Origin of the sequence: Sulfidibacter corallicola (assembly GCF_017498545.1) — a bacterium.
Classification (GTDB): Bacteria; Acidobacteriota; Holophagae; order Acanthopleuribacterales; family Acanthopleuribacteraceae; genus Sulfidibacter; species Sulfidibacter corallicola.
Window position 1 is genome coordinate 3067758 of record NZ_CP071793.1, and the last position, 17206, is coordinate 3084963.

Annotated in this window: 1 protein-coding gene; it reads right to left on the minus strand. The window is 66.2% G+C overall.

The window, feature by feature from the left end; all coding sequences use genetic code 11:
• Positions 1-51: 51 nt before the first annotated feature.
• Positions 52-17205 (minus strand): type I polyketide synthase, encoded by a 17154-nt coding sequence (locus J3U87_RS08710; protein ID WP_237382652.1) that lies wholly within the window; start codon positions 17203-17205, stop codon positions 52-54.
• Between the last annotated feature and the right edge of the window lies 1 nt (position 17206).

Sequence of the window (17206 nt, forward strand, 5' to 3'; positions counted from 1 at the left end):
CAGGGGAGCGGGTTGTCGCGCGGGCACGGCGAGGCCGCGCCGGATCGGCACTTAGAGGCGTGAGCGCCATTCGAGGATGTGGGCGCTCAGCTCGGCGGCGTACTGGGTCAGCATGGTGAAATGATCGCCCGGAGAAGTGACCTCGGTCAGGTTTGGACAATGCTCCTTCCAGTAGTCGGAAGGCCGCGAGAGCATGTCGGGACAAGTCTGGCTTTGCTGAACGGCCATCAGCTCGGCGGCACTCACGAAGAGCGTCGGCGTGTTTGGCTTGTGGCCTGGTTCGAACGTGAAGGGCGTGTACCAGCCGAAGGCGGTCAGCTCGGCTTCACTGAGGTGCTGCAACGCGGCGGTCAAAGGCTGGGATTCGCGAACGGGCACGGCACGGGCCAGGACATCACGCACCATCAGGGCGGGATGCAACGCGGTGCTCCAGGTTGAGGCGGGTGGCAGACTGTCCACCAGAACCAAGCCGGCGGGCGGTGTGCCGCGCCGTTCCAAAATCCGAGTGACTTCGATGGCCGCGGGACCACCGGCCGAATGGGCCAATAGGGTATTCGGCCGTTCGGACAGGAAGGTGCCGATATGATCGGCATAGGCCGTGGCCATGGAGGAGAGGCTCGCGAACAGCGGTTCCTGGGCTTGGTAGCCCGGATGGGTGATGCAGTATACCGGCAGGCGTCCCACCAGCGTCTCGGCCAACGGGCGATACTGTAGCGATTGGGCCGGGATCATCGAGGGAATGCAGACGAGGGCGCCTTGCCCGGGTCCGTCGGCCAGTAGGCGCATTGCCACGGGCGCATTGCCCGCATCGGCCCCCTGTCGATTCATGCGCATACGGCCCGCCAGCAACAGCAGATCGACGGTGGCCGTTTCGTCGGCTTCGAAAAGGGCGCGGTGCAGCCAAGACGATGGGTTGGCGTGGGCGCTTTCGGAACGCGTGCCCGACTTGATTTCGTCCGTGCGATGTTTTTCCCGTCCTGGTAACTCGACCGGTCCGGTCGTGCCAGCGGAGGTTTGAACGGCGGCGGTATCCAGGAAACGGTCGACCAGCCAAGCGATCAGGTCCGCCACATGCTCGTGATCGAAGAGCAAGGTGGCGGGTAGATCCACTGCCAATGCCTGAGCCAGACGGTTGCGAATCTCCACTGCCATCAGCGAGTCCAGGCCCAGGTCACGCAGCGGCTTTTCAGCAGTCACGGCAGCGGCCCCCGGTAGGGCCAGCACGGCGGCGATCTCGCCGCGCACCATGCGTGCCATGCTCTCGGCATCGACAACGGGTTCGACGGCGGCCGGTGCGGCATGGCGGGGCCGAGCGGCAGGAACCAGTTCGCGCAGCAGCGCGGGAAGTCGATCGCGACGCTCGCCGAGCTCCAACATCACCGGCACCAACAGGCTCTCTGGTCGCCCGATTGCCGCCGCCAACTGTGCCAGACCCGCTTCGGGGGAGAAGGCGCGCAGGCCCGCGCGCTTCATCCGCGCCATATCGGCTTGCCCCAAGGCGGCGGTCATGCCGAAACCCTGGCGCTCCCAAAGGCCCCAGGCCAGGCTGAGCGCGGGCAGGCCTTGGCCACGCCGCCACGATGCCAGCCCATCCAGGTAGGTATTGGCGGCGGCGTAGTTGCTCTGGCCCGGCCCGCCCAGGACGCCCGCTGCGGACGAGAACAGGATGAAGAAATCCAACGGCCGGTCGCGCGTCAATCGGTGCAGGTTCCAGGCGCCCGCGGCCTTCGATTGCCACACCCGCGTCAGTTGATCCGGCTTCAGTTCGGTCAGCAACCCATCGGCCAGCACACCGGCACAATGCACAATGCCGCGAATGTCGGCAACGTCCATGGCGGCTTGCAAAGAAGCAGGATCCGCCACATCGCAGGCGACGATGTCCACCACGGCCCCCTGGCCGTTCAACCGTGTCGCCAATTCTGTCGCGCCCGGCGCTGACGATCCCCGTCGCGATGTAAGCACCAGGCGGGTCACACCCATCTCGCGGACCATCCATTCGGCCGTCAGGCGCCCCAACTCACCCGTCCCGCCCGTAATCAGCACCGCGCCTTCCGGCGCGGCGAGCGGTTGCGGTGCCGTCTCCGACGTTTGCTCCGCTCGGGAAACCGGGCGGTCGGCGGGCAGCAGACGCGGCGCCAGCGCGTCGGAACCGCGCAGCGCCAGCTCCGGCTCTTCGCGTACGGCAAGGGCTGCCTGGATCAATGCTTCCGGGGTGGTCTCATCGCAATCGATCAGGCGCAGGTCGCGGCCGGGGTGTTCTGCGCGCGCACTGCGCAACATGCCCCAAATGGGAGCTTGCTGCGGCCGCACCACCGGATCGTCGGGCCCCACCGAGACCGCTCGCCGCGTCAGCCACACCAGCGGCCGATGCTTCAGCGATTCATCCAACAGGGCGCTGCGTAATTGATCCATCACACTTCGGCTTTGGGTCAGGCCGGCGGCCGCGTTCTCTCCGACGGCATCGGAACAGGTGAACACCAGCGCACCCTGATCCGCCGACTCGGCGCCCTGGGCCTGATCAAGGGAAATGGCGCGCCACGTCGGCGCGTACAGATGGCGGGCCTCCCGTTGCAGCGCGGCGCGGATTTGCTGGGCCGTGGCCGGGCGCGTGATCATTTGATCGATACGGCCCAGGGCATTGCCGCCGCCATCGAATAGACTGATGCGGACCCCCTCCGAAGCGGGCTCCAGGCGGGCGTAGAGGTGCTCGGCTCCGTGAGCCCACAGCACTGCACCGCGCCAGGAGAAGGGCAGCCGCACCTCGCGCTGTGCGTCCCCGCGGCAGAAGAGGGCGTGCAGTGCCGCATCCAACAGGGCGGGAAACAGGCCGTACGCCTCGGCTTCACTTTCCCGCTGATCGTCGACAACCACTTTTGCATAAAGGGTTTGGCCGTTGCGCCACACCTCGCTCAGTGCCTGAAACGCGGGCCCATACTCAAAGCCCAGCTCCGCCAGATCCGTGTAAAGATCGTTTAGGGTTACCGCTTCGGCATCGGTCGGTGGCCAAACCAGCGTTTCGGTACTTGGTGACACGCCTGTTTGGCTCAGACGGCCCATGGCGTGCAACATCCAAGCTGTCTCGGTTTCTCGCTCCGGTCGCCCGTGAATCGTGAAGCTGCCCGCGTCGTCCAGGCGCAACTGCAGTTGAACCGCCTGGTTGCCGTCCAGCACCAGCGGTTGGGCCAAGGTCAGCTCCTCAATCCCCGGCTTGTTTTGCCGATGAGCGGCCGCCCAAACCAGCTCGAGGAAGGCCACACCGGGAAACAGGACCGTATTGAAAACGGCGTGATCGCGCAACCAGGGATGGGTCTCGGCCGAAAGGCGTGCGCTGAACAGAATGTCGCCGTCTTCGGCCAACGCCGTGACCGCGCCCAGCAAGGGGTGCTCGCTGCCACCCAAACCCGCCGCGCGCACATCGGTCGTACCGGCGGGTTTCAAGGGCAGGCGGAACTGTTCGTGTTGGAAGGGGTAGGTGGGGACCTGCGTCGGCCGGCCCGTCATGAGCCGGGAAAAGGGGACCGCGACGCCCCGGCACCAGGCCTGCCCCAGACCGTGCAGCAGCATCAATTGTTCGGGCTGGTCGCGGCGCAGTGATGAGACCATGCCGCCGCTGCCGCCGACCTCGCCGCGTACCGCTTCCGTCGCCACCGTCAGCAGAGGATGGGGACTCATTTCGATAAAGACGTGCGGGCCGTCCTGCCAGAGTTGGCGGACCACTTCGCCGTATTGCACCGGTTCGCGCATGTTGGCGAACCAGTAGTCGGCCGTCAGTTGTTCGCCCGCAATCGGTTCGGCGCTGACCGTCGACCACATGGGGATGTTGCCGGCGCGTGGCCTCAAGCCGTCCAATTCACGGAGCAGATCGTCGCGCAAGGCGTCAACGGCGGGCGAGTGAGAGGCAAAGTCCGTCTGGACCTTGCGGCAGAAAACGGAGCGTTGCTGGAGTTCGGCGACAAGTGCATCGACGGCAACGGCTTCGCCCGAGACAACGATGTTCTTTGGACTGTTGACCACCGCAATGGACAGGCGATTCGCGTACTCGTCGCGGTCGAGTATTTGGGCCACTTCGTGCTGATCCATTTCGACCAGGGCCATGGCGCCTTGGCCTGAAATGCGCTCCATCAGGAGGCTGCGAAGGTAGATGACCGACACGGCGTCTTCGAGGGAAAGCATCCCGGCGGCATAGGCGGCGGCCACTTCACCCTGGCTGTGACCCACCACCGCATCGGCCTCGATCCCACGCGCTCGCCAGACGGCGGTGAGGCCCACGTACATGGCGAAAAGCAACGGTTGTATCACATGGGTCTCGGCAAAACGCGAGTGTTCGGCGGTTGCATGCAAGGCCTCGATGACGGAAAACCCGGCCTGCTCGCGGATAAGTTCGTCGCATTCCCGCAGGGCCGCCGCAAAGGGTTCGGATTGCGCCATCAGTTGACGACCCATGCCCAACCATTGCGCGCCCTGACCGGGGTAGACAAAAACGATGCGGGGTTGGGCAATCGCCTGGATATGGCCGACCCGTTGCAGATCGGCGAGCAGTTGTTCGCGGGTTGAGAAGGCCAGGGCCCAGCGATGCTCGAAGTGTTGCCGGGCCTGGGCCGCGGTGAAACAAATATCGGCCAGGTTCGCCGTGGGATGGTCTTCCAGCCATGAACGGTAGCGGGCGGCCTGATCGCGCAAAGCGGCCGCGCTCTTGGCCGAAAGCAACAACAGGTTGTCGCTCGGCTCCGATTCGGCCGTTGGCGCCATTGCGGCCGCCGCGGCGGGCGGGGATGCGGGCGCCTCTTCCAAAATGACGTGGGCATTGGTGCCCGAAATGCCAAATGCGCTGATACCGACCAGGCGGGGACGTGCCGGATCGCGTTTCCATTCCCGTCCCTCGGTCAACAGGGCCAGACCGCCGGCGGACCAATTCACATCGGGATTGGGTTGCGCGGTATGCAGCGTGCGCGGGAGCTTTTCGTGCTGCAGGGCCTCGATCATCTTGATCAGACCGGCGGCGCCGGCGGCTGCCTGGGTGTGGCCGATGTTCGACTTGGCGGAACCCAGGTAGAGCGGGCGGTTCGCGGGTCGGCCCGGCCCGAAGACGGCACTCAGCGCGCCGGCCTCCAACGGGTCACCCAAACGGGTCCCGGTGCCGTGGGCCTCTACGGCGTCCACATCGTCGGGGGTCACTGACGCGGCGTTCAAAGCCTCGCGAATCACGCGTTGCTGGCTGGGTCCGTTGGGCGCGGTCAGGCCCTGGCTGCGCCCGTCCTGGTTGACGGCCGTGCCGCGTACCAGGGCCAGAATGGGATCGCCGTCCCGATGCGCATCGGATAGGCGTTTGAGGACCAGAATACCGCAGCCCTCGGCCCAGCCGGCACCGTCGGCCCAAGCGGAAAAACTCTTGCAGCGACCATCGGGGGCCATGCCCTTCAAGCGGCTGAACTCCACGAAGATCGAGGGCGAATTCATGACGGTCACCCCGCCCGCGAGGGCTGCGTCGCATTCACCCAGGCGCAGACTGGTCACGGCCAAATGCAGCGCGGCCAGCGAGGAGGAACAGGCGGTGTCCACCGTCATGGCCGGTCCCTGCAGACCCAGCGTGTAGGAAAGGCGTCCGGCGATGACGGCACTGGAGGTGCCGGTACCGGCGTAGCCGTCGAGGCCGTCCAGACCCACGTCCATCACGCGATAGTCGGAGTTCATCGCGCCGATGAAGACGCCGGTTCGGTTGCCGCTCTTGTCCTGTGGTTTGATGAAGGCGCGTTCGAGGGCTTCCCAGGCCACTTCCAGGAGCAGGCGCTGCTGGGGATCCATGCCCTGAGCCTCGCGCGGCGAGATGCCGAAGAAGGCGGCATCGAAGCCATTGATGTCGTGGAGGAAGCCGCCCTCCTTGGCGTAGGTTTTGCCGACCGCCTCGGGATCGGCGTCATAGAGGGCGCGGATGTCCCAGCGGTCATGGGGGAAGGGTTCGATGGCGTCGCGGCCATTGTCCAAAAGGGACCAGAAGGCTTCGGGTGTGGTGATGCCGCCGGGCAGGCGACAGGCGGTGGAAATGACGGCAATCGGCTCGTCCAGGGCTTGGATTCTCGGGCGGGTTGTCACCCTGGCATCGGATGCGGAGGCCGGTTGTCGTTGGGAAAGTAGGTATTCGGCGAGGGTGCCCGCATTGGCGTAATCGAAGAGCAGCGTCGTGGGCAGGTCCATGTCCACGGCCTGACTCAGGCGGTTGCGGATCTCCACGGCCATCAGCGAATCCAGACCCAGCTCGTGCAGGGGTTTATCGGCGGGGATGGCGCCCGCCCCTGGCAGTGCCAGAACGGAGGCAATCTCGCCGCGCACCATGTGCAACATGCCGTCGGCGTCCATGACCTGTCCGGCGGTTGCCGCGGCGGCTCGGCGTCGGGGTGCCGGGCGGGCCATGTCTCGGAGTAAAGCGGGGACTTGATCGCGGCTCTTGCGACCCAGGTGCAGCACCATGGGGATCAGCAGGCTTTCCGGCCGCTTCAAGGCCGCATCTAGCTGTTCCAGACCCCGCTCGACGGAAAAGGCTCCGATGCCTTGTCGCGCGAGGCGGGCCAGATCGGCCGTGCCCAAATGGGCCGTCATGCCGACACCCTGCTGTTCCCACAGGCCCCAGGCCAAGCTGAGGGCGGGAAGGCCGTGGGCGCGTCGAAAGCCCGCCAGGGCATCCAGGTAGCTGTTGGCGGCGGCGTAGTTGCCCTGTCCCGGGCCGCCCAGTACGCCCGCGGCGGAGGAGAACAGAATAAAGAAATCCAACTGATGATCGGCGGTCAGACAGTGGAGGTTCCAGGCCCCGGCGGCCTTGGGTTGCCAGACGCGCTGCAGCGATTCCGGTGTCATCTGGGCCAAAAGGCCGTCGTCCAACACGCCCGCGCAGTGGACAATGCCGCGAATGGCGGAGAAATCGATGGCTGCCGCCAACGCGTCCCGATCGGCCGCATCGCACGCCACGAAGTGGACTCGAGCACCCAGCGCTTCCAGCGCCGTCCGTAGCGAAGCCGCGCCGGGCGCATCCGAACCACGTCGCGAGGTAAGAATCAAATGGGTTATGGCGTGATCGCGTACCAGGCGCTCCGCGACCAGACGGCCCAACTCGCCGGTTCCCCCGGTAATCAGCACGGCGGCATCCGGCCTGGAGCGCAAAGCCGGGGTTTGCGGTTCGGCGGTCGCGTTCTCTTCCAGATTGGAAACCGGTGAGAGGCGCGGCACAAACAGCCGCTGCCCGCGCAAGGCCATCTCGGGTTCGCCTTGAACGGCGAGGGCGGCCCGAAGCGCCGCTTCGGGAGTGTCCGCGTCGCAATCGATCAGGCGCAGATCGCGGTCCGGGTATTCCCCGCGCGCGCTGCGCAACAGGCCCCAAATAGATGCCTGTTGCGGCCGCGTCAGCGTCTCGTCGGGTTCGACGGCAACCGCGTTGCGGGTCAGCCAAACCAGGGGCCGATCTCGCGAGGTTTCGTCCGCCGTGGTTTCGCTCAATTGTGCGGCGGCCGTTTGAGCTGCGATGAGGGCCGTGGCCGCACCTTCACCTTCGGCTTGCGCACACTTGAAGATCAGAGCGCGTTGGGTGTTGTCGTCGGGCGTTTGCGACAGCGCTATCTCGCGCCAGTTCAGGCGGTACAGGTGGCGGGCTTCGCGGCGCAGGGCGGCGCGCACCTGTTCGGCCGTGGCCGGACGCGTGATCAGCTGTCGGATGGTACCCAGCGGATTGCCGCCGCCGTCGTATAGGGCGATACGCGCGCCGGCGGTATCGGGCTCCAGCCGCGCGAGCAGCTCGCGCGCTCCACCGGCCCACAGCGAGGCACCTTGCCAGTGAAAGGGCAAGCGCACTTGGGGTGGCCCTTCGTCATTGACGTGTGCGACATAGTAGAGCGCGTGCAGGGCCGCATCCAGCAGGGCCGGAAACATGCCGTAGGCCTCGGCCTCGCCGGCATGCCGCTCGGGCAGCACGACTTTAGCGTAAAGCGCGCGCTCGTCGCGCCATACCTCGCGCAGATTGCGGAAGGCCGGTCCATAGGCAAAACCCAGTTCGGAGAGTTCGTCGTACAGGGTGTCGACGGCAACCGCTTCGCGGCCGGCAGGTGGCCAGGACAGGCGTTCCGGTTCAGGTTGCGGAGCCGCCGCACTCAGGCGACCCAGCGCATGTGGCACCCAGGGCGCCTGGTCATCGTCTTCGGGTCGGCCGTGAATGGCGAAACCGCCCGTCGCATCCACGCGCAACTGGAGTTGGACGCCGCGTTCGGCGTGCAGCACCAGCGGTTGGGCCAAGGTCAATTCCTCCACGGCGGCCTTTTCCAGGCGGCGTGCCGCCGCCCAGGCCAACTCCAGGAAGCCGGTGCCGGGAAACAGCACCGTTCCGTGCACGGCGTGGTCGCGCAGCCAGGGCAGCCGGCGCGGCGAGATTCGTGCGGTGAACAGAAAATCGCCGTCCTCGGCCAAGGGCGTTTCAGCGCCCAAGAGTGGGTGCTCGGCGGCGCTCAAGCCGGCGGCGCGCACATCGGCCGTTTGTTTCGCGGCCGATTCGCGACGGTACGGCTTGTGTTGGAAGGGGTAAGTGGGCAGGTCGATCAACCGGCCCGGCAAGATCTCCGGCCAGGCAACGGAAACGCCGCGACACCAAGCCTGTCCCAGGCCGTGCAGCAGCGTTTTCACTTCGGGTTGGTCGCGCCGCAGGGATGAGACGGTGCCGCCGCTGCCGCCCACGGCAGCGCGTACTTCTTCGGTGGCCACGGTCAGCAAGGGGTGCGGGCTGATTTCCACGAAGACATGTGGACCCGATTGCCAGAGTTGGTCAACCACCTTGCCGTACAGCACGGGTTGGCGCAGGTTGTCGTACCAGTAGGCGGCGTTCAAGTCGGTACCCGCGATGGGTTCGGCTTTCACGGTGGACCACATGGGAATGTTGCCCGCGCGCGGCGAAAGTTGGTCGAGTTCGCCGATGAGATCGTCGCGCAAGGCGTCCACGGCAGGACTATGGGAGGCGACATCCACCTGAATCTTGCGGCAGAACAGCGATTGCCGCTGCATCTCGGCCACCAGTTCATCGATGGCGGCGGTTTCACCCGAAACCACGCAACCCTTGTCACTGTTGACCACGGCCACGGAGAGACGGTCGCCGTAACGGCGTTGTTGCAACATCCGTTCGGTGTCTTCACGGCTCATTTCAAGCAGGGCCATCGCCCCCTGGCCGGCAATGCGCTCCAACAGTCGGCTGCGACGGCAGATGACCGCGACGGCGTCCTCGAGGGAGAGGTGACCGGCGGCGTAGGCCGCGGCAACCTCCCCTTGACTGTGACCCACCACGGCATCGGCTTCCACGCCGTGGGCACGCCAGACAGCGGTGAGACCGGCGGCAACGGAAAAGAGCAACGGTTGCACGACCTGGATTTCGCGCATGCGGGAGCGTTCCGGTGCGGCCCGCAACTCGTCGATGACCGAGAACCCGGCTTCGGCTCGGATCAAGGTATCGCAGGCTTCCAGGGCCGTGCGGAACGGTTCGGATCGTTCCAACAATTGGCGACCCATGCCCAACCATTGGGCACCTTGTCCGGGGTAGACGAACACCACGCGCGGATCGGTGACGGCGTCGTGTCCGTCGACCTGATGCAGGCCCTCGAGCAGTTGTTCGCGATCCGAGAAGGCCAGGGCGCTGCGGTGGGAAAAGGCGGTGCGCGATACGGCCGCGCTGAAGCAGAGGTCGGCCGGATCGATGGCGGGTTCGGCGCTGGCCAGGAGGCGGTAGCGGGCGGCCTGTTCGCGCAGTGCGGCGGGCGTCATGGCCGATAGCAACAGCAGGTGGTCGGCGGGCTTGCTTTGAGACTCGGGTTCGGGTGCGGGTGCGGTATCAGCGGGAGCCTCTTCCAGAACGATGTGGGCATTGGTGCCGGAAACCCCGAAGGAACTGACACCCGCTCGGCGTGGGCGGGCCTCGTCGCGCGGCCAGGGCTGTTGTTCCTTCAACAGGGTCAGCCCACTGCCTTGCCAGTCGATGTGGGGGCTGGGTTCCTCGACGTACAGGGTCTTGGGAAGCTGTTCATGTTGCAGGGCCAAGACCATTTTGATGATACCCGCCACACCGGCGGCTGCCTGGGCATGACCGATATTGGACTTGGAGGAACCCAGCCACAGGGGACGGGCCTCGTCGCGATTCGATCCGAAGACGGCAGTTAGGGCACCGGCCTCGAGGGGATCGCCAAGGCGGGTACCGGTGCCGTGGGCTTCGATGGCGTCCAGGTCGTTAGGAGCCAGGCCGGCGGTGTGCAAGGCTTGGCGAATGACGCGCTGCTGGCTGGGCCCGTTGGGGGCCGTCAAGCCCTGACTGCGGCCGTCCTGGTTGACGGCCGTGCCGCGCACCAGGGCCAACACGCGGTCACCGTCCCGTTGCGCATCGGACAGGCGTTTGAGGACCAGCATGCCGCAGCCCTCGGCCCACCCGGCACCGTCGGCCCGCGCGGAGAAACTCTTACAGCGGCCATCGGCGGCCATGCCCTTGAGGCGGCTGAACTCCACGAAGATCGAGGGGGTGTTCATCACCGTCACGCCTCCCGCCAGGGCCGCGTCACATTCGCCCAGGCGCAGGCCCTGAACGGCCAGGTGCAGCGCCACCAACGAGGAGGAGCAGGCCGTGTCCACCGTCATCGCGGGCCCTTGCAGGCCCAGGAAATAGGACAGTCGGCCGGCAACCACGGCGCTCGAGGTCCCGGTTCCCGCGTAACCGTCCAAATCCTCCCTGCCGGCATCGGGCTCCATGTAATCCGAGTTCATGGCCCCGATGTACACGCCGGTTCGGCTCTCGACGAGGGTGGCGGGCATCAGCCGCGCCCGTTCCAGCGCTTCCCAAGTCACTTCCAGGAGTATGCGTTGCTGGGGGTCCATGCCACGGGCCTCGCGGGGGGAAATGCCGAAAAAGGCGGCATCGAAACCCTCGACATCGCGGAGGAACCCGCCCTCCTTGGCATAGCTCTTACCGGCCGCATCGGGATCGGGATCGTAGAGCGCTTCGGTGTCCCAGCGCTCGGGAAAGGGACCAACGGCGTCGCTGCCCCGTTCCAGCAGGGACCAGTAGGCCTCGGGTGAAGTCACATCGCCGGGCAAGCGACAGGCGACGGCGACGACGGCAATGGGTTCGTCGAGACGGGATTCGGGATCGATGGGGGCGGCCTCGGAAGGAACGACCTCCGCCTGGTTTCCGGTGTTGGCGGGCGTCTGGGTCTCCTGGATGAAGGTAGCCAAGGCGCGTGCGTTGGGATAATCGAAGAGCAGCGTTGTGGGCAGGGGGCTGTCCACGAGACGGTTGAGGCGATTGCGTATTTCCACCGCCATCAGGGAATCCAAACCCATTTCGGACAGCGGTTGATCGGAAGGAACGGACTCGGGTCCCGGCAAGGCAAGGGCGGAGGCGATCTCGGCCCGGGTGGCCTGCAACATACCTTCGGCATCGCGGGGACGTGGAGCAGCGGCACTGGCGGCGGCAGCGGCGCGGGGGGGATCGTTGGCGCGTGCCAGCTCACGCAGAATGGGCGCTACTTCCTCGCGACGCTTACGGGCCAGATCGGCGGCCATGGGTACCAGCAGGGTGTCGGGTCGGGTCAGGGCCAGATCCAGCAGGTGCAGGCCTCGCTCGATGGAAAGGGCGCCGAAGCCGGAACGGCGCATGCGGTTCAGGTCAGCCGCGCCCAAGTGGGCCGTCATGCCGAAACCCCGCTGTTCCCACAAGCCCCAGGCCAGGCTGAGGGCGGGCAGGCCCAGCTTGCGGCGATGGGCGGCCAAAGCGTCGAGAAAGCTGTTGGCGGCGGCGTAATTGGACTGGCCCGGTCCGCCTAGGACCCCCGCGACTGAGGAGAACATCACAAAGCAATCCAAATCGTGCCGGCAGGTCTGTTCGTGCAGATGCCAGGCGGCGGCTGCCTTGGGTTGCCAGGTTCGTTGCAGGGACTCGGGGGTCATTTGAGTCAACAGACCATCGTCCAGCACGCCCGCGCAATGGAAGACGGCGCGCACGCGCTCGAAATCAACCGCTGCCCGCAGCGAGGCGGCGTCGCTCACATCACAGGCAACCAGCCGTACGCGGGCGCCCAACGCTTCCAGCTCGGCCGTCAGTTCTGCGGCACCGGGCGCGGCGGCACCGCGACGAGAGGTGAGCAGCAGATCGGTGACGCCGTACTCGCGCACCAGATGAACCGCCAGACGACTGCCCAGTTCGCCGGTACCGCCGGTGATCAGGACCTCGCGGTCGCTCTTCGTTTCAAGCGAGGGCGGCAGCGTCATCACCAATTTACCCCGATGGCGGGCCTGGGCCATGAACCGGAAGGCGGCGGGCGCCTCGCGCAGATCGTAGGCGGTGTGATGCAGGGGCGCCAAGCTGCCCGTCTCGAAGAGCGGGCAGAGCTCGCGCAGGATCTCGCCCAGCCGTCGATTGCCCGCATCCATTAAGAGGAAAGGTAGGTAGCGTACCCCGGGAAAAGCGGTTTCGATTTCGGCGGGCGAGCGGGTATCGGTAACGCCCAGCTCCAGGAAACGACCGCCCTTGGCCAACAGGCGCAGGGAGGCATCGATCTTTTCATCGGTGAGGCTGTTGAGCACCAAGTCTACGCCGCGGCCGGAGGTAACCTCGCGGAAGGCGGTCTCAAATTTCGTATCGCGAGAAGAAGCGAGGTGGTCGGCGGTCAAACCCTGTTTCAGCAGCATCGGCCATTTGGCGGGTCCGGCGGTGGCGAAAACCTCTGCACCCAGGTGGCGTGCCAGAGCGACAGCGGCCTGACCCGTACCACCCGCGGCGGCGTGAATCAGGACGCGCTCGCCGGCGCGCAGACGACCCAGGTCAACCAACGCGTACCAGGCGGTGACGAAGGTGGTGGGAATGGTGGCGGCTTCCACAAAGGAGAGGCCGGCGGGAATCTTCGCCAACACCGCCTGATCGGCCACGACGTGGGTGGCGGCGCTGCTTTCCAGCAGGCCGAATACGCGGTCGCCGGGTTGGAAACGGCTCACGTCGGCTCCCACCTCGAGCACGATGCCGGCACCTTCGAGGCCCGGCTCGCTGGGATTGGGCAGCATGTCGAGCGCACCCAGTACATCGCGGAAGTTGAGACCTACGGCACGAATGGCGATGCGAACTTCACCGTCCTGAAGCGGACGCGAATCGGCCTCGTGGGCTACCAGTTGCAGGCTGTCCAACGAACCCCGTTCGCGTACCCGCAAGCGCACAAGGGGCGTGTCGGCGGGTGCTTCCAGGTTGGTGCGGGCGCGGCTGGCGGACAAGACCCTCGGTGCCAGCGCCTTACCGAAGCGCAGAGCCAGTTCGGGTTCGTCCACGATGCTCAGGGCGGCCTCGAGCGAGGCCTTGTCGCTTTGATCGTCCAGATCGATCAGGCGCAGATCGCGCTCGGGGTGCTCCTGGCGCGCGGCACGCAGCAAGCCCCAGACGGGGGCCTGATCCAGGCGACTGACGGGATCGTCGGGTCCGGCACACACGGCGTTGCGGGTCAGCCAGACCAGGCTTCGGCCCTGCAGCGCCTCATCGGCCAGTGCCCGTTGAAGCTGGGCCAAGACCTGGTTGACGATGACCATGTCCGCACCCGTGCCGCTGCCCTCGCACGGACATTCGAAAATCACCGGTTCCCGCGCGGATGTGCTGTCCGCGGGCAGCGGGATCGCGCGCCAATTCACGCGATACAGATCGCGGGGTTCGCGACGCACGGCCTGGCGGATCTGATCCGGCCGGGCGACGCGCGTCGCCAGCAGGCCGATGCGGCCCAGGGGGTTGCCGGACACGTCGAAAAGTTTGATTTCGGTCCCGTCCGCGCGCGGCACGAGCCGAGCCACCATTTCCCGTGCACCGTGGGCCCATAGGCAGGCGTCCCGCCAGGCGAAGGGCAGTTGCACCTCATCGCGGGTTTCTTCGCCGCAAAGCAGCGAGTGCAGCACGGCATCCAGCAGCGGGGGGAACAGGCCGTGGCCTTCGGCAAGCTCGACCTCCTGTTCGGCGACGGCCACCCGGGCGAACAGCATGTTCTCGCGGCGCCACACTTCGCGCAGGCCCCGAAAGGCGGGTCCGTAATCGAAACCCATGGCTTGCAGCGAATCGTACAGGCCGTCGGTTTGCAGCCGTTCGGCGTTGGACGGCGGCCAAGACCAGGTCTCGGTCTCCTGCGGCGGTTGCTTGTCGTGGAGACGGCCCACGGCGTGCAGCACCCAGTCGGTCCGATCCTCGGCTTCCGGCCTGGCATGGATTGAGAAACCGCCATCGTCGTCCACGCGCAATTGCAGTTGCACCGCTCCGCTGTCAACCAACACCAGCGGTGCGGCTAGATTGAGCTCTTCCACCCCGCCTTTCTCCAAGCGGCGCGCGGCGGCCCAGGCCAGCTCCAGGAAGCCGGTTCCGGGAAAGAGTGGCGTTTCGTAAATGCGATGGTCACTCAGCCAAGGCGTTCGCCTGGGGCTCAGGCGCGCCGTGAACAGGGTGGCGCTGCCGTCGGCCTGCTCCAGCACGGCGCCCAGCAGCGGATGATGTGGCGCTTCCTGACCGGCGGCGGTCACATCGGTCGCGGTTTCAGCGCCCCTGAGGCGGTAGGACTGGCGGTCGAAGGCGTAGGTGGGGATTTCGGTGGCATGGCCTGGAACCACACGCTTCCAATCCAGGGTCACGCCGCGCAGAAACAGGCCGCCCGCCGCTTCCAGCATGGTTTGGGTGTGAGGTTCGTTTTTCTTGGCGGAGGCCAGCCAGGAACAGTCGACCTCGGTGCAGGCAGCGCCGAGACCGCACAGGATCGGTTGGGGTCCCAGTTCCAGAAAGGTGTTGCAGCCATGTTGGATCAAGGTACGCACGCCGTCGATGAAGCGCACCGGTTCGCGAATCTGGCGCGCCCAATAAGCGGGCGCACACATCTCGTCCGAGACCAGGCCGCCACTGAGGTTGGAGGCAATCATCAGTTGCGGTGCTTTGGGTCTGGTTTCCGCGACGAGCTGTTCGAAGGGGTCCAGCGCGCTATCCATTTGGGCCGAGTGAAAGGCGTGGGAGGTCTCGAGGCGCTTGGCGCGAATATCCAATCCGGCTAGGAACTCATCGATGGCGGCGGTTTCGCCGGAGATGAGCGTTTGGCTTGGGGAATTCAGGCCCGCTATGGCGAGACGCTCGCCGAAAGGGGCGATCAGTCGGCGCGCGGTGGTCTCGTCGGCTTCAAGTGAGGCCATGCTGCCGTCGCCGGTGGCGGCGCCCATGAGGCGACCGCGCGCGACGGCCAGACACAGGCCTTCTTCCAGTGTGAAGACACCGGCAACGGTGGCGGCCACCAGCTCGCCGATGCTGTGACCCAACACGGCAACAGGTTTCAGTCCCCAACTGCTCCAGAGCCGGTAGAGCGCGTATTCGAAAACGAACAGGCACGGCTGCGTCTTTTCGGTCAGGTGAACGGAGGCATCGTCAGTCAGCAGCGGCAGGGGGCCGGTCAGGGCGAGGCAGCGGTCGACCGTTTCTCGGAATACGGGTTCGCGTTGGTAGAGCGGCGCGGCCATGGCGGGGAGCTGCGATCCCTGGCCGGTGAAGAGCAAGGCCACCCGCGGCGTTCCGCCTACGGAACCGGAACGCTGGGCGCGGAGGTTGCCGTCGCGCCAGGCGCTCCAGCAGCGATATGGAAAATGGGTGCGGTGGTTGGCGGCGGTGTGGCAGATATCGGCCCGTTCGGCGGCGGATTTGCCGTCCATGAAAGTGTGAAAGCGTTGGACTTGGCCGGAGAGGGCGGCCTCGGTGCGACTGGAAAGCAGCAGCAGTGTGTCGGGAGCGGGGGTGTGCGCCGGCTCTTGATTCGGAGTTGTCGTTTGGGAAGGCACGGGCGCCTCTTCCAGAATCACGTGGGCATTGGTACCGGAGATGCCGAAGGAACTGATGCCGGCCCGCCGTAGTCGGGTGTCACGGCGCGGCCAGGGGATTTGCTGCTGCAGCAGTGAGAGGCCGCTTTCCCGCCAGCGGATATCGGGACTGGGTTGGTCGGCGTGCAGGTTGGCGGGCAGCAGGTCGTGCTGAAGTGCCAGCACCATCTTAATGATGCCCGCCACCCCGGCGGCAGCCTGAGCATGGCCGATATGGGACTTGGCCGAGCCTAGATAAAGGGGCTGTTGGGGAGCACGGCTGGCGCCGAACACGGCCGCAAGGGCCTCGGCTTCCAGGGGATCGCCCAAACGAGTCCCGGTGCCGTGAGCTTCGACGACATCCAATTCGGCCGGGGTGATGCCCGCCGACCGCAACGCCTGACGAAGGACGCGCTGCTGACTGGGGCCGTTGGGTGCGGTCAAACCCTGACTGCGACCGTCCTGATTGACGGCGCTGCCGCGCACCAGGGCAAGGATGCGGTCACCGTCGCGACGGGCATCCGCAAGGCGCTTTAGGACCAGGACACCGCAGCCCTCGGCCCAACCGGTGCCGTCGGCGTTCGCCGAAAAGCTCTTGCAGCGCCCATCGCCGGCCATGGCGCGCAAGCGGCTGAAACTGATAAAGATGGCGGGTGAATTCATCACGGTCACACCGCCCGCCAAGGCCATGTCGCACTCACCGTCGCGCAGCGCGGCGGCTGCCAGGTGAACCGCCACCAATGAGGAGGAACAGGCCGTATCTACCGTCAGCGCGGGCCCCTGCAAACCCAGGAAGTAGGAGAGCCGGCCCGCGACCACCGCGCCGGAAGTCCCGGTGCCGGTATAACCGTCCACACTCTCCAGGCCGGAACCCGCCCCCATCATGTAATCGGAACTCATGGCGCCGACGAACACGCCGGTCTTGCTGCCCGACAGCTCGGCGGGCACCATATTGGCTCGTTCCAGCGCCTCCCAGGTCACTTCCAGCAACAGGCGTTGTTGCGGGTCCATCGCCTGAGCCTCGCGGGGTGCGATGCCGAAAAAGGCGGCGTCGAAGCGATCCGCTTCGTCGATGAAACCGCCCTCCTTCGCGAAGATCTTGCCCGCTGCATCGGGATCCGGATCGTAGAGCGATTCGGCGTCCCAGCGATCGGCGGGCAGGGGGCCGATCGCATCGCGGCCTTCCACCAGCAGCGACCAAAAATCCTCGGGAGCGGCGATTCCGCCCGGCAGGCGGCAGGCCATGGAAACGATGGCAATCGGTTCGGGACGGCTGTTTTCCAGCTCGTCGATGCGGCCGCGCAGTTTCTTGATGGCGGCCATTGCTTTTTGGAGGCGGGTTGGTTCCGTCACA